At 70.1% G+C, this 20346-nt stretch carries 19 protein-coding genes; 7 read left to right on the top strand and 12 right to left on the bottom strand.

Annotated elements, in window-relative coordinates; genetic code table 11:
• Positions 1-42 precede the first annotated feature (42 nt).
• Together ABGB01_RS12035 and ABGB01_RS12030 are read right to left on the bottom strand one after the other, a co-directional pair.
• On the bottom strand, positions 43-396 hold the full coding sequence (locus tag ABGB01_RS12035) for a cupin (RefSeq protein WP_132591201.1): 354 nt from the start codon (positions 394-396) through the stop codon (positions 43-45).
• A 128-nt stretch (positions 397-524) separates the two neighbouring features.
• Positions 525-1127, bottom strand: a complete 603-nt coding sequence (locus tag ABGB01_RS12030; protein WP_347773269.1) for a hypothetical protein — start codon at positions 1125-1127, stop codon at positions 525-527.
• A 244-nt stretch (positions 1128-1371) separates the two neighbouring features.
• On the opposite strand from ABGB01_RS12030, the gene ABGB01_RS12025 reads away from it, so the two are divergent.
• The gene (locus tag ABGB01_RS12025) at positions 1372-1776 is read left to right on the top strand and encodes a MarR family transcriptional regulator (protein ID WP_347773267.1); all 405 of its coding nucleotides are present in this window, start codon (positions 1372-1374) and stop codon (positions 1774-1776) included.
• Here ABGB01_RS12025 and ABGB01_RS12020 read toward each other — a convergent pair.
• The 6 genes from ABGB01_RS12020 to ABGB01_RS11995 form a co-directional block, all read right to left on the bottom strand.
• Entirely contained in the window at positions 1763-3040 is a 1278-nt protein-coding gene (locus ABGB01_RS12020; RefSeq protein ID WP_347773265.1) for a thymidine phosphorylase, read from the bottom strand. The genes ABGB01_RS12025 and ABGB01_RS12020 overlap by 14 nt on opposite strands.
• Positions 3040-3435, bottom strand: a complete 396-nt coding sequence (locus tag ABGB01_RS12015) for a cytidine deaminase (RefSeq protein WP_132627761.1) — start codon at positions 3433-3435, stop codon at positions 3040-3042. Before ABGB01_RS12015 ends, ABGB01_RS12020 begins: the two co-directional genes overlap by 1 nt.
• A complete protein-coding gene (locus tag ABGB01_RS12010; RefSeq protein WP_347773263.1) occupies positions 3432-4709 on the bottom strand; it encodes an ABC transporter permease in 1278 nt (425 codons plus the stop codon). Before ABGB01_RS12010 ends, ABGB01_RS12015 begins: the two co-directional genes overlap by 4 nt.
• The gene (locus tag ABGB01_RS12005) at positions 4706-5848 is read right to left on the bottom strand and encodes an ABC transporter permease (protein WP_347773261.1); all 1143 of its coding nucleotides are present in this window, start codon (positions 5846-5848) and stop codon (positions 4706-4708) included. Before ABGB01_RS12005 ends, ABGB01_RS12010 begins: the two co-directional genes overlap by 4 nt.
• Complete coding sequence (locus tag ABGB01_RS12000; protein WP_347773259.1) at positions 5848-7455, bottom strand: ABC transporter ATP-binding protein; 1608 nt, start codon at positions 7453-7455, stop codon at positions 5848-5850. Before ABGB01_RS12000 ends, ABGB01_RS12005 begins: the two co-directional genes overlap by 1 nt.
• 121 nt (positions 7456-7576) lie before the next feature.
• Positions 7577-8632, bottom strand: a complete 1056-nt coding sequence (locus ABGB01_RS11995) for a BMP family ABC transporter substrate-binding protein (protein ID WP_347773257.1) — start codon at positions 8630-8632, stop codon at positions 7577-7579.
• Positions 8633-8919: 287 nt separating this feature from the next.
• Here ABGB01_RS11995 and ABGB01_RS11990 point away from each other — a divergent pair, with 287 nt between their 5' ends.
• Positions 8920-10800 carry a Xaa-Pro dipeptidyl-peptidase gene (locus tag ABGB01_RS11990; RefSeq protein ID WP_347773255.1) on the top strand — a complete coding sequence of 627 codons (1881 nt, stop codon included), beginning with the start codon at positions 8920-8922 and terminating at the stop codon, positions 10798-10800.
• Positions 10801-10831: 31 nt separating this feature from the next.
• On the opposite strand, the gene ABGB01_RS11985 is transcribed toward ABGB01_RS11990, so the two are convergent.
• Positions 10832-12055: a M20 family metallopeptidase gene (locus ABGB01_RS11985; protein ID WP_347773253.1), complete on the bottom strand. Its 1224-nt coding sequence runs from the start codon at positions 12053-12055 to the stop codon at positions 10832-10834.
• Between the two features lie 537 nt (positions 12056-12592).
• On the opposite strand from ABGB01_RS11985, the gene ABGB01_RS11980 reads away from it, so the two are divergent.
• Positions 12593-13945, top strand: coding sequence for a peptide ligase PGM1-related protein (locus ABGB01_RS11980; RefSeq protein ID WP_347773251.1), 1353 nt, complete (start codon positions 12593-12595; stop codon positions 13943-13945).
• Here ABGB01_RS11980 and ABGB01_RS11975 read toward each other — a convergent pair.
• Positions 13917-14159 carry a hypothetical protein gene (locus ABGB01_RS11975; protein ID WP_347773250.1) on the bottom strand — a complete coding sequence of 81 codons (243 nt, stop codon included), beginning with the start codon at positions 14157-14159 and terminating at the stop codon, positions 13917-13919. The genes ABGB01_RS11980 and ABGB01_RS11975 overlap by 29 nt on opposite strands.
• Before the next feature lie 98 nt (positions 14160-14257).
• Between ABGB01_RS11975 and ABGB01_RS11970 the strand changes: the two genes are divergently transcribed.
• On the top strand, positions 14258-15355 hold the full coding sequence (locus tag ABGB01_RS11970; RefSeq protein ID WP_347773248.1) for a D-alanyl-D-alanine carboxypeptidase: 1098 nt from the start codon (positions 14258-14260) through the stop codon (positions 15353-15355).
• Here ABGB01_RS11970 and ABGB01_RS11965 read toward each other — a convergent pair.
• Positions 15344-16282, bottom strand: a complete 939-nt coding sequence (locus ABGB01_RS11965; protein ID WP_347773247.1) for a YihY/virulence factor BrkB family protein — start codon at positions 16280-16282, stop codon at positions 15344-15346. The genes ABGB01_RS11970 and ABGB01_RS11965 overlap by 12 nt on opposite strands.
• A 139-nt stretch (positions 16283-16421) precedes the next feature.
• Between ABGB01_RS11965 and ABGB01_RS11960 the strand changes: the two genes are divergently transcribed.
• The 3 genes from ABGB01_RS11960 (at position 16422) to ABGB01_RS11950 (ending at position 19307) form a co-directional block, all read left to right on the top strand.
• Positions 16422-17612: a helix-turn-helix transcriptional regulator gene (locus ABGB01_RS11960; protein WP_347773245.1), complete on the top strand. Its 1191-nt coding sequence runs from the start codon at positions 16422-16424 to the stop codon at positions 17610-17612.
• An 89-nt stretch (positions 17613-17701) separates the two neighbouring features.
• On the top strand, positions 17702-17896 hold the full coding sequence (locus tag ABGB01_RS11955) for a hypothetical protein (protein WP_347773243.1): 195 nt from the start codon (positions 17702-17704) through the stop codon (positions 17894-17896).
• A gap of 151 nt (positions 17897-18047) precedes the next feature.
• On the top strand, positions 18048-19307 hold the full coding sequence (locus ABGB01_RS11950; protein WP_347773241.1) for an arginine deiminase: 1260 nt from the start codon (positions 18048-18050) through the stop codon (positions 19305-19307).
• 25 nt (positions 19308-19332) lie between these two features.
• Here ABGB01_RS11950 and trpS read toward each other — a convergent pair whose 3' ends face one another.
• Positions 19333-20337, bottom strand: coding sequence for a tryptophan--tRNA ligase (gene trpS / locus ABGB01_RS11945; RefSeq protein WP_347773239.1), 1005 nt, complete (start codon positions 20335-20337; stop codon positions 19333-19335).
• Positions 20338-20346: the final 9 nt, after the last annotated feature.

The following is a 20346-nucleotide window of genomic DNA, read 5'->3' as shown; positions in this document are numbered from 1 at the left end:
CAGGCCATGATATGAGCACCGCCCCGTCTTCCGGGTTACGGCTCAGTCGCGGCCGGCCGATTCCGGGCTGAACGCGGGCAGGCACACGGCGATGTACTCGGCCCCTTCGGGACCGGCGCTGTATCTGACCTTCTCCCCCGGCGAGGTCACCACCGACTGCCCCGCCTCGACCTCGGTCGTGCCCTCCGCGTGCTCCACGATCACCGTGCCGCGCAGGACCACGGTGTACTCGGTGAACGACGGCGTCTGGGCGGGCTCCTCCCAGCCGGCCGGCGCGACCATGCGCGCGATGGAGATCGCCTCGTCGCCACTGCTGACGCGGCCCACATGCTCATCAATGATCTTGCCGCCGGGCACCGGGATGCGGGCGGGGCCGCCCTCGATCTTTCTCACCACCAGCCCAGGTTAGCCTCTTCCGTTGTTCCGGGGCATGCGGGGTGTCCCCGCAGGTGGGTGAGGTTAGCCTCTTCCGTTGTTCCGGGGCATGCGGGGTGTCCCCGCAGGTGGGTGCCCCCGCAGGTGGGTTAGTGGGCCACGTCGACGATCAGCCGGCTGGGCGCGTCCTGCTCCTGGATCTGGAACGCGGCCCGCCGGTCCAGCACCAGACCGATGCCGACGCGGCCCTCGAAGTCGCCGGTCCTGACGACGTCGGCGAGGTTGCGCAGGCCGGCGTGGTAGATCGGGCCGCCCTCCCACGTGGGCGTGCCGTCCTCGTCGTGGGCCTGGGAGGGGAAGAGCGTGACGAGGAGGTACGCGCCGCCGCGGATGTCGATCGGCCGGCCGGAGCCGTCCTCCACGAACTCGTCCACCCATCGCACGTTGTAGCCGGGTATCTCGCCGTCGAGGTCGATGACCACGCGGTCGTACGTCCTGTGCCCGGCGTAGCGCACGCCCGTCACGATGGCGGGCTCGATGCCGTCGCGCCGGACGTCCACCTCGGCGGTGCTCGTCGGGACGTTGCGGCCAGGAGTGTCGCGGGCGGTGGTGGACGACCTGGTCGGGCCCGGCGATCCGGGCAGGGCGGTCTGCTGGGCCGGGCCGCAGGCGGTGAGCGCGGCGAGGCAGGCCAGCGAGGCCAGGGCGCGCGAGCGCGACGACCGGTGGCCGGGCGGGGATGGCGAGCGCATGCCCGGTAGATGCCCCGCCCCGCCTCACCGCAAGCCGCGTTTCCGCAGATCGCGCCACTCCCTCGGGCCGGCAGCCGGGCGAAACACGCAAACGGTCCCGCATCGTGCAGGGGCCCATGGCCGGGCGGTCTCGTGCATGGCGCCCGCCGTACCGGCCCGGGCACGTCCGGGACGACGCTGGGCGAGCTAACCGTCCCGGAAGAACGTATGCAATTGCATTCACCGAGGTGGTACCCTCCGCGACATGGACGAGGAGTTCGTGGTCGGCACCTGGCACTACGTCCTGGCCAAGCACGCCAGGGCCATGTGCGCCCTGGAGCGCGAGCTGGGCGACCGGCACGGCCTGGGTCCCAGCGAGTTCGAGGTGCTCGACCGGATCGTCCACCACGACAGGAAGCTGCGCATCCAGGAGCTCTGCGACGAGGTCCACCTGAGCCAGAGCGCCCTGTCACGGGTGGTGGCGCGGCTGGAGAAGGCCGAGCTGGTCTCGCGCGGCGTGTGCGACGCCGACCGGCGGGGCGTCTACGTGTGCATCACCGACGCGGGGCGCGCCCGGCACGCCGAGGCCCTCCCCACGCAGCGCGCCGTCCTGCTCCAGATCTTCGCCGGCGCCCCCGCCCCGAGCGGGGTCGTGGTCACGGGGCGGTGACGCGTTCGATGATCAGTGGCGGCCGTGCCGCGTCCGCGGGGCCCACCGCGTAGCCGCCGTCCAGCGCCTCCAGCGCCCGCTCGAAACGGGCCGTCTCGTCGGCGTGGAGGGTCAGCAGCGGCTGCCCCTCGCGCACCGGGTCACCGGGCTTGGCGTGCAGCGTGATGCCCGCCCCCGCGGAGACCGGGTCCTCCTTGCGCGCCCGGCCCGCGCCGAGCCGCCAGGCGGCCAGCCCGACGGCGTACGCGTCGAGCCGGGTCAGCACGCCCGACGCCGGCGCCCGCACCGTGGTGGTCGCGGCAGCCCTGGGCAGCGCGGCATCGGGGTCACCACCCTGGGCGGCGATCATGCGGCGCCAGGAGTCCATCGCCGAGCCGTCGGCCAGCGCCTTCGCCGGGTCCTTGCCGGACACCCCGGCGGCGGCCAGCATCTCCCGCGCCAGGCCCACCGTCAGCTCCACCACGTCGGCGGGCCCTCCGCCGGCCAGGACCTCGACGGCCTCCCCGACCTCCAGGGCGTTGCCCACGGCCCGCCCGAGCGGCCGGTCCATGGCCGTCAGCAGCGCGACCGTGCGCACGCCCGCGTCCGTGCCGAGCGCGACCATGGTCTCGGCCAGTTCCCTGGCCGTCTCCGTGGTCTTCATGAAGGCCCCTGAGCCGACCTTCACGTCGAGGACGAGCGAGCCGGTGCCCTCGGCGATCTTCTTCGACATGATCGAGGAGGCGATCAGCGGGATCGACTCCACGGTGCCGGTGACGTCGCGCAGGGCGTACAGCTTCTTGTCGGCGGGCGCGAGACCCGAACCGGCGGCGCAGACGACCGCCCCGGCCTCGCGCAGGACGTGCAGCATCTCGTCGTTGGAGAGCGAGGCGCGCCAGCCGGGGATCGACTCGAGCTTGTCGAGCGTGCCGCCGGTGTGGCCGAGGCCGCGGCCGGACAGTTGCGGCACGTACGCCCCGCACGCCGCCACGAGCGGCGCCAGCGGCAGCGTGATCTTGTCGCCGACCCCGCCGGTCGAGTGTTTGTCGGCGGTGGGGCGGTCGAGCGCGGACCAGTCCATACGCTCGCCCGAACGGATCATCGCCTGGGTCCAGGCGGCGATCTCGCGCCGGTCCATTCCGTTCAGCAGGATCGCCATGGCCAGCGCGGACATCTGCTCGTCGGCCACGCCACCGCGCGTGTAGGCGTCGATCACCCAGTCGATCTGGGCGGTGGTCAGCTCGCCGCCGTCGCGCTTGGCGCGGATGACCTCGATCGCGTCCATCACGAGCTCCGGCTGAGGTCCTGCGGGCCGAACGCGTACGGCAGGATCTCGCGCATCGGCTTCGGCCCGTCGACGGTCTCGACCAGCAGGTCGTCACCGCCGAACTCGTAGAGGAGCTGGCGGCAGCGCCCGCACGGCATCAGCAGCTCGCCGTGGCCGTCGACGCAGGTGAAGGCCACCAGCCGGCCGCCGCCCGACTGGTGCAGCGCCGACACCAGACCGCACTCGGCGCACAGGCCGACGCCGTAGGAGGCGTTCTCGACGTTGCAGCCGGTGACCACCCGGCCGTCGTCGACCAGCGCCGCCGCCCCCACGGGGAACTTGGAGTAGGGCGCGTACGCGTTGCGCATGGCCTCGGCGGCCCTGGCGCGCAGGGTCTCCCAGTCGATGCTCAATGTTGATCCCCCCTGCGGTAGCTCACGCCGTCGGCCTTGGGCATGCGCAGCCGCTGCGAGGCGACCAGCAGCACGATCAGCGTGAGCACGTGCGGCGTGATGTAGACGAACTCGTTCGGCAGCTGGTCGACGGTCAGCCAGAGCCAGAACAGCACGACCATACCCGCGGCGGCGGCGGCCATCATCGTGTACTGCCTGGCGCCCCTGGTCACCATCTCGGCCGGCTCGCCCGACGCGAGCAGGCGGCGGACCTGCTGCCCGAGGTAGATGAGCAGCAGCACGGCGCCGAACAGGAAGAACGAGGTGACCGCTCCGGAGCTGCGCAGCTGCAGGCCGTCGGCGTAACCGAACAGCGCGGCGCCGCCCGCCAGCCCGCCGGGACGCCAGTTGCCGAAGATCATGGCGGCCAGTCCGATGAAGCCGCGGCCCAGCGTCTGCCCCTCCACGTATTTCGTGGAGACGAAGACGAGGAACACGCCGCCGAGCCCGGCGAACGCGCCGGAGATGACGACGGCGACGTACTTGATCAGGTAGACGTTCACGCCGAGCGACTCGGCCGCCCACGGGTTCTCACCCGCCGAGCGCAGCCGCAGGCCGAAGGCCGTGCGCCAGAGCACGAAGAACGTCAGCGGCAGCAGGAGGACGGCCAGGACCGCCAGCACGTTGACGTTGTGGGTGAACCCGCGCAGGATGCCGGCGAGGTCGGACAGCAGGAACCAGTGGGTGCTCTCCAGCTTCCCGAGCAGGTCGGGCCCGTCCGACAGCAGCGGCAGGCTGACCCGCGGCGGCAAGGTGATCGCGGGCGAGGTGGTGATGCCCGCCCCCGCCTCGGCGGCCTGGGTGCCCTCCTTGTAGAGCACCTCCGACAGGAAGCGGGTGAGGCCGGGGCCGAGCAGGTTGATCGCGACGCCGCTGATGATGTGGTCGACGCCGAACGACACGGTCGCGATCGCGTGCAGCAGGCCGCCGAGCGCGCCGCCGAGCAGGCCCGCGACCAGCGCGGCCACGGCGCCCCACTGGTATCCGGCCCAGCCGGCGAACCAGGTGCCGAGCACCATCATGCCCTCGAGGCCGATGTTGACCACGCCGGCCCGCTCGGCCCACAACCCGCCCAGGCCGGCCAGGCCGATCGGCACCGCGAACAGCAGCGCGGACGCGAAAGTGCCGGACGAGGTGATGTCGGTGTAGCCCGACACGACCCGGACCAGCGACAGCAGCAGGAGGAGCACGGCGACGCCGATGAGCGCCACGTGGTATTTCCCGACCCTGGTCATGCTCCCACCTCAACCGGAGAGTTCCCGCCGAGCTGCCGGGCGGCCCGGCGTTCTTCGAGTCTGAGCGCGAGGCGGTTGGTCACCTCGTTGGCCACCACGACCAGCAGCACGATCACGCCCTGCATGATCGTGATGACGGACGGCGGCACGTCCGCGATCTGCAGCGCGCCCTGCGCCCGGTCGAGGAACGCGAACAGCAGCGCGGCGATCGCGATGCCCACGGGCTTGTTCCTGCCGAGCAGCGCCACCGCGATGCCGAGGAAGCCGAGCCCGGGGGTGAAGTTGGAGTTGAAGGCGCCCCGGTCGCCGAGGATCTCGGGCAGGCCGATGAGCCCGGCGATCGCGCCGGACATCACCATCGCCGCGATCACCATCGTCTTGGGGTTGACGCCGGAGGCGAGCGCCGCCGGGCCGTTGAGCCCGCTGGCCTTGACGTCGAAGCCGAACCGGGTGCGCTCCAGCACCACCCAGACCACCAGGCCTAGCACGACCGCCACGAGCAGGAAGCCCCACACGCCGCCGCCCCGGGTGGGCGGGAGCATGCCGAACCAGTCGAAGAAGAAGTTGAGGTTGGGGAACATGGCCGACTCGGGGAGGTCCGGCGTGGTCGTGGTGAGCTCGCCCTCGGCCCGCTCCCCCGTGAACGGGCCGCGTACGAGGTAGGAGGTCAGGCTGATCGCGATGTAGTTCAGCATGATCGTGGCGATGACCTCGTTCACACCCCTGGTCACCTTCATCACCGCGGGGATGAGCGCGTAGAGGCCGCCGACGACCGCGGCGACCAGGATGATCACCGCGATCTGGATCGGCTTGGGCGCCGTGAACGTCGAGCCCACGTAGGCCGCGCAGATGGCCGCCAGGCGATACTGGCCTTCCACGCCGATGTTGAAGAGGTTCATGCGGAAGCCCACGGCCACCGCAAGACCGGCGATGAACAGCGGCACCGCGCGATTGAGGAAGGCCGCGATGCCGTTCGACTGCGACCGGGCGCTCGCGCCGAAGTCGAAGAAGGCGGCGAACGCGGTGAGCGGGTCGGCGCCCGCGGCGACGATGGCGACACTGCAGATCGCGATCGCCAGGACGATGGCGACGGCGGCGCCGGCGACGGTGAACAGCGCCCGGTTGAGCCCCGCGGGCATCACGACTCCTCAGTGCCGGCGATGGCGCCGGTCATGTAGCCGCCCAGCCGCTCGGGCGTGATGTCGGACGGGTCGAGCGCGGCCACGAGGCGGCCGCGGTAGATCACCTGGATGCAGTCGGACAGGCCGATCAGCTCGTCGAGGTCGGCGGAGATGAGCAGCACGGCCAGCCCGGCCGCCCTGGCCTCGCGGAGGTGGTCCCAGATCGCGGCCTGGGCGCCGACGTCCACGCCCCGGGTGGGGTGGGCGGCGATGAGGAACAGGGGCTCGCCGCTCATCTCGCGGCCCACGATCAGCTTCTGCTGGTTGCCGCCGGACAGCGCCAGGGCCAGCGTGTCGACGCCGGGCGTGCGTACGTCGTAGTCCTCGACGATGCGCCAGGTGTCGGCCTTGGAGGCTCCCCGGTTGATCCAGATGCCGCTGCGCGCGGGTTTCCTGGTCTGGTGGCCGAGCACGCGGTTCTCCCACAGCGACGCCTCCAGCAGCAGGCCCTGGCGGTGGCGGTCTTCGGGGATGTAGCCGATGCCGGCCTCCCGGCGTCTCAGCGTGGACCAGCCGCTGAGGTCCTGCTCGCCCAGCGCGATGCCGCCGTGCGCCGGGCGGATGCCCATGATCGCCTCGATCAGCTCGCTCTGCCCGTTGCCTTCGACGCCGGCCAGGCCGAGGATCTCGCCCTTGCGGATCTCGAAGGACACGTCGTCGAGGAGCAGCCGGCTGCCCTCCTCGCGCAGCAGGTCGACGTAGCGCTCGACCGGCATGCCCTTGGGGACGGCGCGGTGGCCGTCGGCCTCCATGGTGAGGTGCGACACCTTCAGCATCACCGTGTCGGTCACCGTGGACTCGCGCGTCTCGGGCGTGGGCAGCTCGCTGCCCACCATCAGCTCGGCGAGCTGCCGGGCGGTCACCTCGTGGGGATCGACGCTCGCGACGGTGGTGCCGCGCCGGATCACGGTGATCTCGTCGGCGATGCCGAGCACCTCGTCGAGCTTGTGGGAGATGAAGATGACCGTCAGGCCCTCGGCCGTGAGCTCGCGCAGGTTCTGGAAGAGCTCGTCGACCTCCTGGGGTACGAGCACGGCGGTCGGCTCGTCGAGGATGAGGATGCGGGCGCCGCGGTAGAGGACCTTGAGGATCTCCACGCGCTGGCGGTCGCCGACGCCGAGGTCCTCCACCAGCCTGCCGGGATCGACGCGCAGGCCGTGGGCGGTGGCCAGCTCGGTGATGCGCTTCGTGGCCGCGCCGACGTCGAGCCTGCCGGCCTTCGTCGGCTCGGCGCCGAGGATGATGTTCTCCAGCACGGTGAAGTTGTCGGCCAGCATGAAGTGCTGGTGGACCATGCCGATGCCGGCGTCGATGGCGTCGCTCGGCGAGCGGAAGCTGACGTCCTGGCCGCCGACCTTGATCGTCCCCTCGTCCGGCTTCTGCATGCCGTAGAGGATCTTCATCAGCGTCGACTTGCCGGCGCCGTTCTCCCCGACGATGGCGTGCACCGTGCCCTGCCGGACGGAGATGTGGATGTCATGGTTGGCGACGACGCCGGGGAAGCGCTTGGTGATGCCCTCGAGCTCGACGGCGGGTCTCGCCGTGTCGAGGGTGTCCGAGCTCATGTGCTCACCGCTCCCAGGTCGTCGGTCGGTGCTGGCTCACTTCGCCTCTCCTAGCGGCAGGGCGGCATGGGCGAAGGCCCAGAGTTGCGGACTCCGGGCCCTCGCGTGGTCATGTCCCTGATTACGGCTTGGACGGGACCGTGATCTTGCCCTCGACGATGTCCTTCTTGGCCGCGTCGAGCTTGTCCTTGATGTCGTCGATCTCGCCGCCCGTGGTGGCCAGACCGACGCCGTCGACCTTGAGGTCGTAGGTGATGTTGGTGCCGCCCTTGGCGCCGCCCTGGAAGGCCTTGACGAACTCGAACACGCCGACGTCGACGCGCTTGAGCATCGAGGTCATGATGACCGACTGCAGGTCGCTCTCCTTGACCGTCTGGCGCTGGTCGGAGTCGACGCCGATGGCCTTCTTCTTGGCCGCGGCGGCCGCCTGGAACACGCCGAGGCCGGAGTCGCCGGCGGCGTGGTAGACGATGTCGGCGCCGTCCTGGAACATCTTCTCGGCCGCGACCTTGCCCTTGTCGGGGGCCTTGAACCCGGAGAAGTCGCCGTCGGGGGTCAGGTACTTCACGTCGATCTTGGCATCCGACTTGACCGACTTCACGCCGGCCTCGAAGCCCGCCTCGAACTTCTTGATCAGGTCGTTCTCGACACCGCCGACGAAGCCGACGTGGCCGCTCTCCGCCTTGGTCGCGGCGGCGACACCTGCCAGGTAGGAGCCCTGCTCCTCGGCGAACAGCAGGCCGGTCACGTTGGGCGCGTTGGAGGCGGAGTCGACGACCGCGAACTGGATGTCGGGGTATTCCTCCGCGGTCTTCTTGATGTCCTCGCCGTAGGCGAAGCCGACCCCGATGATGGGGTTGTAGCCGGCGTCGGCCAGCTGGCGCAGCAGGTCGCCGCGGTTGGAGCCGTCGGAGGCCGGGCTCAGCTCCTTGATCTCGGCGCCGAGCTCCGTCTTGGCCTTCTCCAGGCCCGCGTACGCCGCGTCGTTGAACGACTTGTCGCCGCGCCCGCCGATGTCGAAGGCGAGCCCGACCTTGAGCGCGCCCTCGGACTCGCCGACCGGCGCCTCGCTCGCGGTGGTGCCCCCACCAGTGTCGCCGCCGCAGGCGGCCGCTGCCATGAGCATGACGCCGGCCACCGTGCCGACCGCCATCCTGCTGAATCGCTTGCCGAGCAAGGCGACTCCTTCCATTTCCCCGCCGTCTTCCTCCGCTGCGAGTTCGTCGCGCGCGCCAAGGAGCGTACGGCACCTGCACGGAAGATAGTTGGTTGACCAGGGCAGACCAAACCAGCACACAGTGTCGCAACCGCTCCGTTATCGACATCAAGCGCGTCCGTGACCTGAAGCGGGCGTCAGGCTCGGGAAAAGTTTTGCTCAAAGATTGGGTCTCGATCGCCCTTGCCCCCGAGCAGATCATGGCGGACATTCCCAGCGACGGCGGAAATTTCCTATCGGAGCACCGTATGCATCCTTGCAAGGTCCTGTCCGTGCCCCTGGTCGCGTTACTCGTCGCGACCTTGACCGGTATCCCGCCCGCCACAGCCGGCACCCCCGCCATCAAGATCGAGGGCAACGCCACGCAGCCGATCTTCTCCAGGGCGGACGCCATCGCGCAGACCGTGTACGTCGAGGTCGAGGGGACCGACAGCGACAACGACGGCAAGCCGGACCGCGTCGCCGTGGACATCCTGCGGCCCAAGGAGACCGACGCGGGCCTCAAAGTCCCCGTGATCATGGAGGCCAGCCCCTACTACGCCGGCGGCAACGACGTCTCCAACCACCCCGTGGACGTCGACGAGAACGGCAACCCGCTGCCCGGCCTGCGCGCCGACGCGGCCAAGACGGTGCCCCAGCCCTTCGACGGCTACTACGACAACTACTTCGTCCCCCGCGGCTACGCCATCGCGCTGGTGGAGAACCTCGGCAGCGGACGCGCCACCGGCTGCCCGACCTCCGGAGACCGCAACGAGACGGCCGGGCCCAAGGCCGCGATCGACTGGCTGAACGGCCGCGCCAAGGGCTTCGACGCCGACGGCGAGCCCGTCGAGGCCACCTGGTCCACGGGCAAGGTCGGCATGATCGGCGTCTCGTACAACGGCACGCTGCCGAACGCGGTCGCCGCGACCGGGGTCAAGGGGCTGGAGACGATCGTCCCGATCGCCGCGATCTCCAGCTGGTACGACTACTACCGCGCAAACGGCGGCGTCCTGGCGCCGGGCGGATTCCAGGGCGAGGACCTGGACGTGCTCGCGAAATACGTACTGACCAGGGAGAACGGCCAGGAGGTCTGCGGCGCGCTGATGGACCGGCTCACCGCCGAGCAGGACCGGGTCACCGGCGACTACAGCCCGCTCTGGGACGCCCGCAACTACATGAACGACGTCGGCAAGGTCAGGGCGAGCGTCTTCCTGGTGCACGGGCTCAACGACTGGAACGTCAAGACCAAGCAGTTCGCGCAGTGGTGGTACGCCCTGGCCAGGCGGGACGTGCCGCGCAAGATCTGGCTGCACCAGGGCACCCACATGAGCCCCTTCAACCTGCGTACCGCCGAGTGGCTGCGGCAGTTGCACGGCTGGTTCGACCACTGGCTGCACGGCATCGACTCCGGCATCATGCGCGAGCCGCAGGCGGACGTGGAGAGCGCGGCCGGCCAGTGGGCCCAGCACGCCTCGTGGCCGCTGCCGGGGACGGCCACGGTGCCGCTCTGGCTGGGCTCGGGCGCGAAGCTGAGCCTGCTGCCGCGCCCGCTGTCACACAAGGAGTCGTTCACCGACCAGAAGTCCAGGACGGCCGAGCAGCTCGTGGAGGCCACGGGGGCCGATCCGAACCGGCTGGCGTACACGACCGGCACGCTCCCCACCGACGTGCGCATCTCCGGCACGCCCACGCTCTCGGTGCGGGCCTCGCTGAAGGACGGCGCGTCGCCGTACCTGACGGCGTTGCTGGTGGACTACGGCACGGACGAGCGCCCGAACGGCACCCTCGTCTCGACCGGCCAGAGCTACTGCTACGGCGAGAGCGTCCCCGACGACTCGGGCTGCACGACGCTGAGGAGGCTCGGCACCGCCGTGACCCCCTACAAGATCGTCACCCGAGGCTGGCTGGACGTGCGCAACCGGCACCGCCCGGACCGGACCGAGCCGCTGCGGCCCGGCAAGGAATATGGCTTCACCTGGGACTTCCAGCCGACCGACTACGTGTTCAAGAAGGGGCACCGGCTGGGCCTGGTGATCATCTCGACCGACGTCGACTACACCCTGCGCTATCCGCCGGGCACCAGGATCACGGTCGCGCCGGGGCGCTCGTCCCTGCGGCTGCCCGTGGTGTGGGGCCGGCTGATGTGATGGGCAGGCCCGCCGCGCGCGCGGCGGGCCGTCACGCCAGGGCGGAGGTGATCGAGTCGAGCGGGCCGACCTCCCACAGCGCGGTCAGCGCGGTGGTGGCCATCACCCGCACGCCCATCGAGATCGCCTTCTCGTCGACGTCGAACGTGCCCTGGTGGATGTCGTAGGTGTAGCCGTCGGGCGAGCGCGTGCCGAGGCGGGCGAACGCGCCGGGGATCGACTCGAGATACCAGGCGAAGTCCTCGCCGCCGAGCGACTGCTGCGTCGGGACGACCGCGCCCGCGCCGAGCGCGCGCTCGGCGGCCTCGCCCAGCATCTCGACGCTGACCTCGTCGTTGACCACCGGCGGCACGCCGCGCGTGTAGTCCATCGTGGCCTCGACGCCGTAGGCGCCGGCCACCGACTCCAGCAGCGACTTGATCAGGTCGGGGGCGGCGTGCCAGGCGTTCTCGTCGAGGCAGCGGACCGTGCCCTCGGCGACGCCGTCGTCGGGGATCGCGTTGGCGGCCGAGCCGGCCTCGACCTTGCCCCAGACCAGGCTGAGGGACGAGCGCGGGTCGACGCGGCGCGACAGCGCGGCGGGCAGCTCGGTGAGGATCTTGGCCAGCGCGAAGACGAGGTCGGCGGTCAGGTGGGGGCGGGCGGTGTGGCCGCCGGGGCCCGAGACCCTGATGGCCAGCTTGTCGCAGGCGGAGGTGATCGGGCCGTTCCTGAGCCCGAGCTGGCCGACGTCGACGCGCGGGTCGCAGTGGAGGCCGAAGATGCGGTCGACGCCGCTGATGCCGCCGTGGGCCATGACCTCGAGCGCGCCGCCCGGCAGCTCCTCGGCGGGCTGGAAGATCAGGCGTACGCGGCCGGGCAGCAGGCCGGCGGCGGCCTGCTGGGCGAGGAAGAGCGAGGTGCCGAGCAGGATCGTCGTGTGCACGTCGTGGCCGCAGGCGTGGCAGACCCCGGCCACGGTCGAGTGGTAAGAGACGTCCTTCTCGTCCTGCAGCGGCAGCGCGTCGATGTCGGCGCGCAGCGCGATGGTCGGGCCGTCGCCGCTGCCCACGTCGCAGATCAGGCCGGTGCCGCGGGGCAGCACCGAAGGGGCCAGGCCGACGGCCGTGAGCCGTTCGGCGATGCGCTGTGTCGTGCGGTATTCGGCGAAGGCCAGCTCGGGGTGCATGTGGAGGTCGCGGCGGAACGCCACGAGATCCTGCTCGCTCTCCGCCAGGAACGCGTCGAGTTCTCCCCGAAGCTCACGTCCCCGCATATGTCACCGTCCCGTCCCAATGCCGCACTGCCCCGAACGTCTCGGGCAACGCGGCTGATGCGCTGTGAAAACTCGTCCATCCCCGCGGGGCGCCCGGATCGGGCGGCCGCTCGGCGAAGCAAAAACACACCCGCTGGTGTCAGGTGCGCGAGATCGTCAGCACGGGCTTGCGTTCGTCAGTCGCGAGTGCCGCCGCGGCCCGGGAGCACAGCGGTCGGCCGTGAGCCCGATGGCGATGCTTCGACTTTATCGTCCCCGCGCGGCTTCCCGGCGACAGATACACCAAAAGTTAGCCGATGGCATGCCCGTAACCTGGGGTGGGTCACACAGCGTCAGGGGTTGCGTGATCCCGAAATAGTCACAAGGGATCAGTAGATGGTGACCCGTTGTCGCCAGTTCCAAACGTGGTCAGCGATTCCGAATCGTGTCACCTTCCGTCATGGTCATCACACTTCGACGATGGCTGTCTCTGAGAAGAATGCGTGCTTCACTCGCTATATGATCACTAATATCCCGTTCGGGGAGAAGTATGCTGGGTTGAGCATCTTCGAGCCGGTTGAGGGGACCCTGGTGGTCGTGCCCTCGCTCTCGCTTCCGCAGGACGAGCTCCGCCGCATCACGGGAGTCAGGTCGTACGAGGAGCGCCTGCTCTTCCTGCTGCTCACGCTGCGGGAGCCCGGGGTGAGGGTGATCTATCTCTCCTCCGCCCCCATCGATCCCGACATCATCGACTATTACTTCGGTTTCCTCCCCGACCCTGACGACGCCGCCAAGCGCCTCACGCTGATCACCCTCGACGACCCCTGGTCTCAGCCGTTGACCAGGAGCCTGCTCTCCCGCCCCGACGTGATGGAGCAACTGCGATCGGCGATCGACGGTGACGCCTGGCTGGTGCCGTTCGTCCTGAGCGAGCTGGAGGAGGAGCTCGCCTCGTCACTCAACGTGCCCCTCTACGGTCCGGCCACGTCCCTTTCCTATTACGGCTCCAAGAGCGGCGCCCGCGAGGTGGGACATGAGGCCGGCGTGCCGATGCCGCGCGGCTTCGGCGACCTGCGCACCGAGGCCGAGATCGAGGAGGCGATGGAGGGGGTGCCGGGCGAGCGGGTGATCGTCAAGCTGAACGACGGTTACTCCGGGCTCGGCAACGTGATCGTCGACAAGGCCGACAGGTCGCTGACCCGCTTCTCCGCGGCGGGAGAGACCTGGGCCAGCTACGCCGCCAAGGTCCAGGAGCGCGGTGCGGTGGTCGAGGAGTACATCGAGCACCGGCCGCTCTACTATCCGAGCGCGCTGGCCTGCATCACGCCGGGCGGGGACGCGCGCGTGCTGGCCACGCACGACCAGATCCTCGGCGGCGACAGCGGCCAGGTCTACCAGGGCTGCACGTTCCCGGCGGCGGAGGAGTACCGCTCCGAGGTGGGCGCGTCGGCCGGCGGGATCGCCCGCGCCCTGGCCAGGCGGGGCGTGGTGGGCGTGTTCGGGATGGACTTCTTCGCGCTCAAGGCCGACGCCGGGTACGCGGCGCTGCTGTGCGAGATCAACCTGCGGATCGGCGGCACCACGCATCCGTTCGGCGCCGCCATGCTGACGACCGGGGCCACGTACGATCCGGCCACCGGTCTCCTCATGTCCGGAAATCAGCCGAAGTTCTACACCGCGACCGACAATTGCGCTTCGGCATGCCTGCGCGGGCGCCCCCCCGGCGAGATCGTCAGGACCGCCGAGCGGCTCGGGGTCGGGTTCGACCCCGAGCGGCGTACCGGGAACGTCTTCCATCTGCTCGGCGCCGTGCCCGAGCACGGCAAGCTGGGCTTCACCTCGATCGGGAACTCACGGGAGGAAGCCGAGGAGCTGCACGCGCTCACCCGGCGTCTCTACTGCGGCCCGTGACCGAGGGGGCACCGGAGCCCGAGCCGGCGCGCAGGCCGCGCCAGCCGATGACCGCCAGGATGACGGCGAGCACGACGTTCACCACGACGAGGATGCCGTGCACCACGTAGAAGCTGGTGGGATGGCCGTCGGCCAAGTTAAACCCCAGGTTCACCCACTCGAAGATCATGAATACGCCGAGGATGATGAGGAATCCGGCGATCTTTCGTGACATGCCCATCTCTCTAGTATCGAAGGTGGATCTCTGGGGGATGTGTCGCCGCATGGGCATTCACACGGAGCTACGCTGAGACCGCCATGTGGACGAAAATCGTGCCAATTGCGGCATTCATCGCCTCAGTCTCGCTCACCGGCGGGACCGCCTACGCCGCCCCGACGACACCGGTCGGCGGCGAGGCGCTGGGCCGCCGTGGCCTGGTGTCGCCCGACGGCGTCAAGAAGCCTCCCAAGAGCAAGGCTACGTCGTACGTCATCGCGGACGTCACCACGGGGAACGTGCTCGCGGCAAAGGATGCCCACGGGCGTTACCTGCCGGCCAGCACGCTCAAGGCGCTGACCGCGCTCACGCTCATCCCCAAGCTCGACAAGAACCGCGAGATCCGGCCGAGCCGCAACGCCTGCAACCAGGAGGGCAGCGCGGTGGGCCTGTCCGTCAAGGCGAAGTACAAGGTCGAGGACCTGTTCAAGGGCCTGATGATGTCGTCGGGCAACGACGCCGCCATGGCCCTGGCCGAGACGAACGGCGGCCTGGACAAGACCATGCGTGACATGAACGCCGAGGCCAAGCGGCTGCAGGCGAACGACACGGTGGCCAAGACGCCCAGCGGCCTGGACAAGCCGGGGCAGAGCAGCTCGGCCTACGACCTGGCGCTGATCGCCCGCGCCGGACTGGCCAACCCCGACTTCAAGCGCTACATCAGCACCAAGACCGCGAACTTCCCCGCACCCAAGGGCAAGCACTACCAGATCAGCAACCACAACAAGCTGCTCTGGCGTTACAAGGGCATGATCGGCGTCAAGAACGGCTGGACCTCGAAGGCCAGGGCCAGCTTCGTCGGCGCGGCCACCCGTGGCGGCCACACGATCGTGGTGAGCATCATGCGGCACGAGGGCTTCTTCTGGGACGAGGTGGCCAAGCTGCTCGACTGGGGCTTCGCGGTACGCGGCAAGGCGACACCGGTCGGGAGGCTCGTCGATCCGCTGCCCGACCCGCGGGCCGCCGCGCCCACGCCGCAGGCCTCCACGTCCGTCACGCCCGCCGCCCAGCCGGCGCTGCTGGACAGGGCCGCCTCGAAGCAGGACGACTCCACCAGAACCGTGGGGGCGCTCGTGATCGGCGGCGGGCTGCTGTTCGGCCTGGTCTGGCTCGCGTACGGGATCCGCCGCAAGCGCGGCAGGTCACGGCTCTGACGACGTCCCCGACGCGGGCACCGGCGACGGGGCCGGCGGCGGGCTGAACCCCGCCGTCGACGTCCACGCGGCGACGAACAGCACGAGCCGGGCCGAGATGTTGATCCAGATCAGCAGGCCGACGATGACCGCGAACGCGCCGTAGACGGGGTTGCTCAGCGTGTGCCCGAGCAGCAGGGTCGCCGCCTGCTTGAGCACCCCGAACCCGAGGGCGCCGAGCAGCGCGCCCTTGGCGATCGCCCGGAACGGCAGCCCGGCCTTGGCCACCCACCCGAGCAGGATTACGAACAGCAGCCAGTCGGCGCCCACGCTCGCCACCACTCCCGCGATCCTGAGCCCGAGCGTCACCAGCATGGACGAGCCGCCGAAGAGCGCGTGCAGCACCTTGTCCGTGGCCGTGGTGGCGAACCCGGCCACCAGCACGGACAGGATCATCGTCGCCCCGACGATGACGAGCGAGGCGAGGTCGCGCAGCTTGCCGGCGACGAAGCCGAGCGGCGGCGCGGTCGTCATCGACATCTCGCGCAACGCCTCGCGCAGCGCGTCGAGCGCGCCGAGCCCGGCGTAGAGGAGACCGAGCAGGCCGATGATCCCGGCGGCCTCCCTGGCCTGGGCGATGCCCTCGAGGTTCAGCTGGGAGGCGAGACCGGGCAGCCGCTCGGCGATCGCCCGCTGCAGCGCGTCGCGGGTGGCTTCGCTGGTCGCCACCGCGAACCCGAGCACTGCGTACGCCAGCGAGAGGAGCGGGAAGAAGGACAGGAACGCGAAGTAGGTGACCGCGCCGGCCAGCCGATCGCCCGACTGCAGCCGGTAACGCTGCACCGTCCTGATGAGGTGGTCGATCGACGGCCGGCGGACCCGCCAGTCGTCCACCGCGCGCCGGCCCCAGGCCTTCACCGGCTCGATCCGCTCCGCCAGACTCGCCATCCCCCTCTCATTCCCTGGCCGATCAACCTTTCACGAGCGAGCCACCATCACCTCCCCTGAGCAGGGCGGAATCCAGTACAGGCGATCTTCGTGGGCCCTAGCCTGTGCAGTTAGGACCGACCCAGGAGGCGCCACGCCCATGGCCGAAATCAGCACCGGGCAGATGGTCAGGCTCCAGCGCGAACGAAGGGGCATGAGCACCACCGCGCTGGCGACCCAGTCCGGCTGCACCACCAGGCACATAGAGCTGATCGAACACGGCAAACGCACCCCGTCACTCCCCCTCCTGCGGGAGATCGCCAAGGTGCTCGGCGTACGCACCACGGTCCTGTTAGGAGAGACGCCGCGCGACTCCCATGAGCCCAGCCGCCCGCAGGTCCGCGACATCGAACGTGCCCTGTTCACCTGCCGCACGCTGACCCCCGACCTCGAGCCGCCCGACGCCGACCAGCTCACCGAACGCGTGGCGGCGGCCCGCAACGCCTGGTTCACCTCGGCCCGCCGCTACTCCATCCTGATGGCGGCCCTGCCCTCGCTCATCTCCGACGCCGAGAACCTCGCGCTCGAACGCACCCCGGCCTCCCACAGCGTCGCGACCGACGCGTACCTGCTGGCCAGAGGCGTGCTCAAACACCTGGGCCGGGTGGACCTCGCCCACCTCGCCGCCGACCGGGCCATGCGCTTCGCCGAGGAGTCGGCCGATCCGCTGATGAGAGCGTGGGCGTACTGGAGCCTGGGGCAGTCGATGTTGTCCGACGACATGCACCAGATCGCGTACGACGTCGCCCGGCGGGGCCTCGAAGTGCTCGAACCCCACGTCGCCGACGGAGACGAGCGCCACAGGAAGGCGCTCGGCGCGCTGCACCTGCTCGCCGCCGTCGGCGCCGCCCGCTCGGGCGACGACGACGAGGCCAGGGAACGGCTGCGCGGCCCCGCCACGCAACTCGCGGAGCGCGTGCACGAGCACTCGGACGGCTACGACCTGGCCTTCTTCGGGCCCACCAACGTCGCCATCCACATGGCCAGCATCGAGAACGACGCCGGCCGCCCCGACGCCGTGCTGCGCATCGCCGACGACATCGACCTGCGCCGCACGCCGTCCATCGAGCGGCGCACCACCCACCTCGGCCACGTGGCCCGCGCCTGCGAGGACCTCGGCGACGACGCCGCCAGCCTGCTCCACCTGCTGCGCCTCGAGCGGGAGAGCCCCGAGGAGCTCGACCACAAGCCGCTGCTGAGAGAGATGGTCCGGGCTCTGGCACGGCGGGCGCGGCCCTCGTGGGCGCCGGAGGTCCGCTTCCTGGCCGAGCGGCACGGAATCCTGATCTGAGGAACGAACTCTGAGTTCGGTCCATGCGAACTGGGAGATCCTTCGCCTCAGTTCGTCACCGTGCGGCGTCCTGATGCCACTCTGCGTTCATGACCACAGCGCCGAGTGCCGATCTCGTCATGGAAAGACTGCTTCAGGAGGCGACGCGCGAGTTTCCCGGCTGGGATTTCGACCGCGGCCCCTCCGGCTGGACGGCCGTCCGCGGCGAGACCCGGTTCACCCGGCCGAGCCTGGCCGCCCTGCGGGCGCTGCTGCGGGTGCACTGGGTCGTGCGGCGCGGCTGACCTCGCGCGGCCTCCCATGGGGGAGGCAGGAAATCTCCAAGGCACCGCTCGACGCGGTTGGCCGGCGACCCGGACGGGGATGTTCGGGAGCCCGGTCCGGCGTTCACGCGGGGTCCGGCGGGTTCGCTGATCACCGTCCGAGGAGATCACCATGAACGATCAGCGGTTCGGCGTCCACTCCGAGGTGGGCACGTTGCGCAAGGTCATCGTGCACCGGCCGGAGCTCAGCCTCAGGCGGCTCACCCCGGCCAACAGCGACCAGCTGCTGTTCGACGACATCCTCTGGGTCGAGCAGGCGCAGCGGGAGCACGACGCGTTCGTGGCCCTGATGCGTGAGCGCGGCATCGAGGTCCACTACCACCAGCAGCTGCTGGCCGAGGCCCTCGACACGAGCTTCGAGGCCAAGTGGCACGCCATCGAGGAGACCGTCACCCACCTGACGGTGGGCCCGATCCTCGTCGACACCGTCAGGGAGACCCTGTCCGGGTGGAGCGGCGACCGGCTCGCCGCGGCCCTGATCGGCGGCCTGACCAAGGAGGAGTTCGGGACGGCCGCCCTGGAGCACTCCTCGCTGGTCGCCGCGGCGGGCGAGAGCGGGGAGTTCATCCTGCCGCCGTTGCCCAACTCGCTCTACCAGCGCGACCCCTCGGCCTGGTTGTACGGCGGCGTCGCGCTGAACCCGATGTTCTTCCCCGTCCGGCTGCTCGAGACGATGAACCAGTCCACGATCTACCACCACCACCCGATGTTCGCGGGGCGGGACTTCGGCTTCTGGTATCCGTTCGCGGGCGACGACCAGCGTTTCAACGAGAAGGACTACGGCACGGCCGCGATGGAGGGCGGCGACATGATGCCCATCGGCAACAGGACGGTCGCCGTCGGCATCAGCCAGCGCACCACCACGCGCACCATCGAGCACCTGGCGCTGTCGTTGTTCGCGGCGGAGGTGGCCGAGCGGGTCATCGCGGTCCACGTGCCGAAGAGCCGGTCGTACATGCACCTGGACACCGTCTTCACGCTGCTCGACGTCGACAAGGCCACGGCGTACCCGCCGTTCCTCGAAGCGGCGACCACCTATTCGCTGCGGCCCGGCGACAAGCCGGGCACGCTCGACGTGCGCCGCGACACCGGCTTCGTGAACGCGCTGGAGGAGTCGCTGGGCCTGCGCCGCCTGGACGTCATCCCCACCGGCGGCGACGACCACCAGCGGGCCCGCGAGCAGTGGGACTCGGGCAACAACTTCTTCGCCCTGTCGCCCGGGGTCGTGGTGGGCTACCGCAAGAACCAGTTCACCAACCGCAAGCTGCGCGAGCACGGCGTCGAGGTCATCGAGATCGACGGTTTCGAGCTGGGCAAGGGCCGCGGGGGCGCGCGCTGCATGACCTGCCCCATCCTGCGCGACGACGTCTGAGCGCCCGTCGCACCCGCGGCGGCCTCTACGTCGTGGGCAGGAAGCCGACCCGGTCGCGGACCTGGGCCATCGTCTCCCTGGCCACCGCCGACGCGCGCTCGGCGCCGATGGCGAGCATCCGGTCGAGCTCCTTCTCGTCGGACAGCAGCTTCTCCGTGCGCTCCCTGATCGGCGAGAACGCCTCCACGACCGCCTCGGCCACGTCCTTCTTGAACGTGCCGTAGCCCTGCCCTTCGTAGCGGGCCACCAGGTCGGGGATGGACGTGCCGGTCAGCGCCGACTGGATGCGCAGCAGGTTGCTGATGCCCGGTTTGTTCTCCTCGTCGAACAGCACCTCGGAGCCGGTGTCGGTCACCGCGCGCATGACCTTCTTGCGCAGCGGGCCCGGCTGCTCCAGGACGTCGAGGATGCCGGCCGGGCTGGAGGACGACTTGGACATCTTCGCCGTCGGGTCCTGCAGGTCGGTGATCTTCTCGACCTCCTTCAGGATGTACGGCTCCGGCAGCCTGAACGTCAGGCCGAACCGGTGGTTGAAGCGCCCGCCGAGGTCGCGCGTGAGCTCGAGATGCTGCTTCTGGTCGGCGCCCACCGGCACGCGGTCGGCCTGGTAGAGCAGGATGTCGGCCGCCTGCAGGATCGGGTAGGTGAACAGGCCGACGCTGGCGGCGCTCTCCCCGAACTTGGCGGACTTGTCCTTGAACTGGGTCATCCTGGCCGCCTCGCCCATCCCGGTGAGGCAGGTGAGGATCCAGGCGAGCTCGCTGTGCTCGCGCACGTGCGACTGCACGAAGATGGTCGACCGCTCGGGATCGAGGCCGGCGGCGAACAGCTGCGCGGCGGCCACGCGGCTGCGGCGGCGCAGCGCGTCGGGCTCGGTCGGCACGGTGATCGCGTGGAGATCGACCACGCAGTAGAACGCGTCGTGGGTCTCCTGCAAGGTGACCCACTGGCGGACCGCACCCAGGTAGTTGCCCAGGTGGAAGGAGTCCGCTGTGGGCTGGATGCCGGAGAGTACACGAGGTCTGGCCATAGCAGGCAA

The organism is Nonomuraea sp. B5E05, assembly GCF_039880665.1.
Classification (GTDB): Bacteria; Actinomycetota; Actinomycetes; order Streptosporangiales; family Streptosporangiaceae; genus Nonomuraea.
The sequence above is the reverse complement of the archived record's forward strand: the minus strand, read 5'-3'. Positions and strand labels throughout refer to the sequence as shown.

Coding starts and splice junctions, on each gene's coding strand:
- trpS (WP_347773239.1), bottom strand. CDS start 20,337: ATGGCCAGACCTCGTGTACTCTCCGGCATCCAGCCCACAGCGGACTCC.
- ABGB01_RS11990 (WP_347773255.1), top strand. CDS start 8,920: ATGCATCCTTGCAAGGTCCTGTCCGTGCCCCTGGTCGCGTTACTCGTC.
- ABGB01_RS12025 (WP_347773267.1), top strand. CDS start 1,372: ATGGACGAGGAGTTCGTGGTCGGCACCTGGCACTACGTCCTGGCCAAG.
- ABGB01_RS11955 (WP_347773243.1), top strand. CDS start 17,702: ATGACCACAGCGCCGAGTGCCGATCTCGTCATGGAAAGACTGCTTCAG.
- ABGB01_RS12010 (WP_347773263.1), bottom strand. CDS start 4,709: ATGACCAGGGTCGGGAAATACCACGTGGCGCTCATCGGCGTCGCCGTG.
- ABGB01_RS12020 (WP_347773265.1), bottom strand. CDS start 3,040: ATGGACGCGATCGAGGTCATCCGCGCCAAGCGCGACGGCGGCGAGCTG.
- ABGB01_RS12030 (WP_347773269.1), bottom strand. CDS start 1,127: ATGCGCTCGCCATCCCCGCCCGGCCACCGGTCGTCGCGCTCGCGCGCC.
- ABGB01_RS11975 (WP_347773250.1), bottom strand. CDS start 14,159: ATGTCACGAAAGATCGCCGGATTCCTCATCATCCTCGGCGTATTCATG.
- ABGB01_RS11950 (WP_347773241.1), top strand. CDS start 18,048: ATGAACGATCAGCGGTTCGGCGTCCACTCCGAGGTGGGCACGTTGCGC.
- ABGB01_RS12005 (WP_347773261.1), bottom strand. CDS start 5,848: ATGCCCGCGGGGCTCAACCGGGCGCTGTTCACCGTCGCCGGCGCCGCC.
- ABGB01_RS11960 (WP_347773245.1), top strand. CDS start 16,422: ATGGCCGAAATCAGCACCGGGCAGATGGTCAGGCTCCAGCGCGAACGA.
- ABGB01_RS12000 (WP_347773259.1), bottom strand. CDS start 7,455: ATGAGCTCGGACACCCTCGACACGGCGAGACCCGCCGTCGAGCTCGAG.
- ABGB01_RS11965 (WP_347773247.1), bottom strand. CDS start 16,282: ATGGCGAGTCTGGCGGAGCGGATCGAGCCGGTGAAGGCCTGGGGCCGG.
- ABGB01_RS11985 (WP_347773253.1), bottom strand. CDS start 12,055: ATGCGGGGACGTGAGCTTCGGGGAGAACTCGACGCGTTCCTGGCGGAG.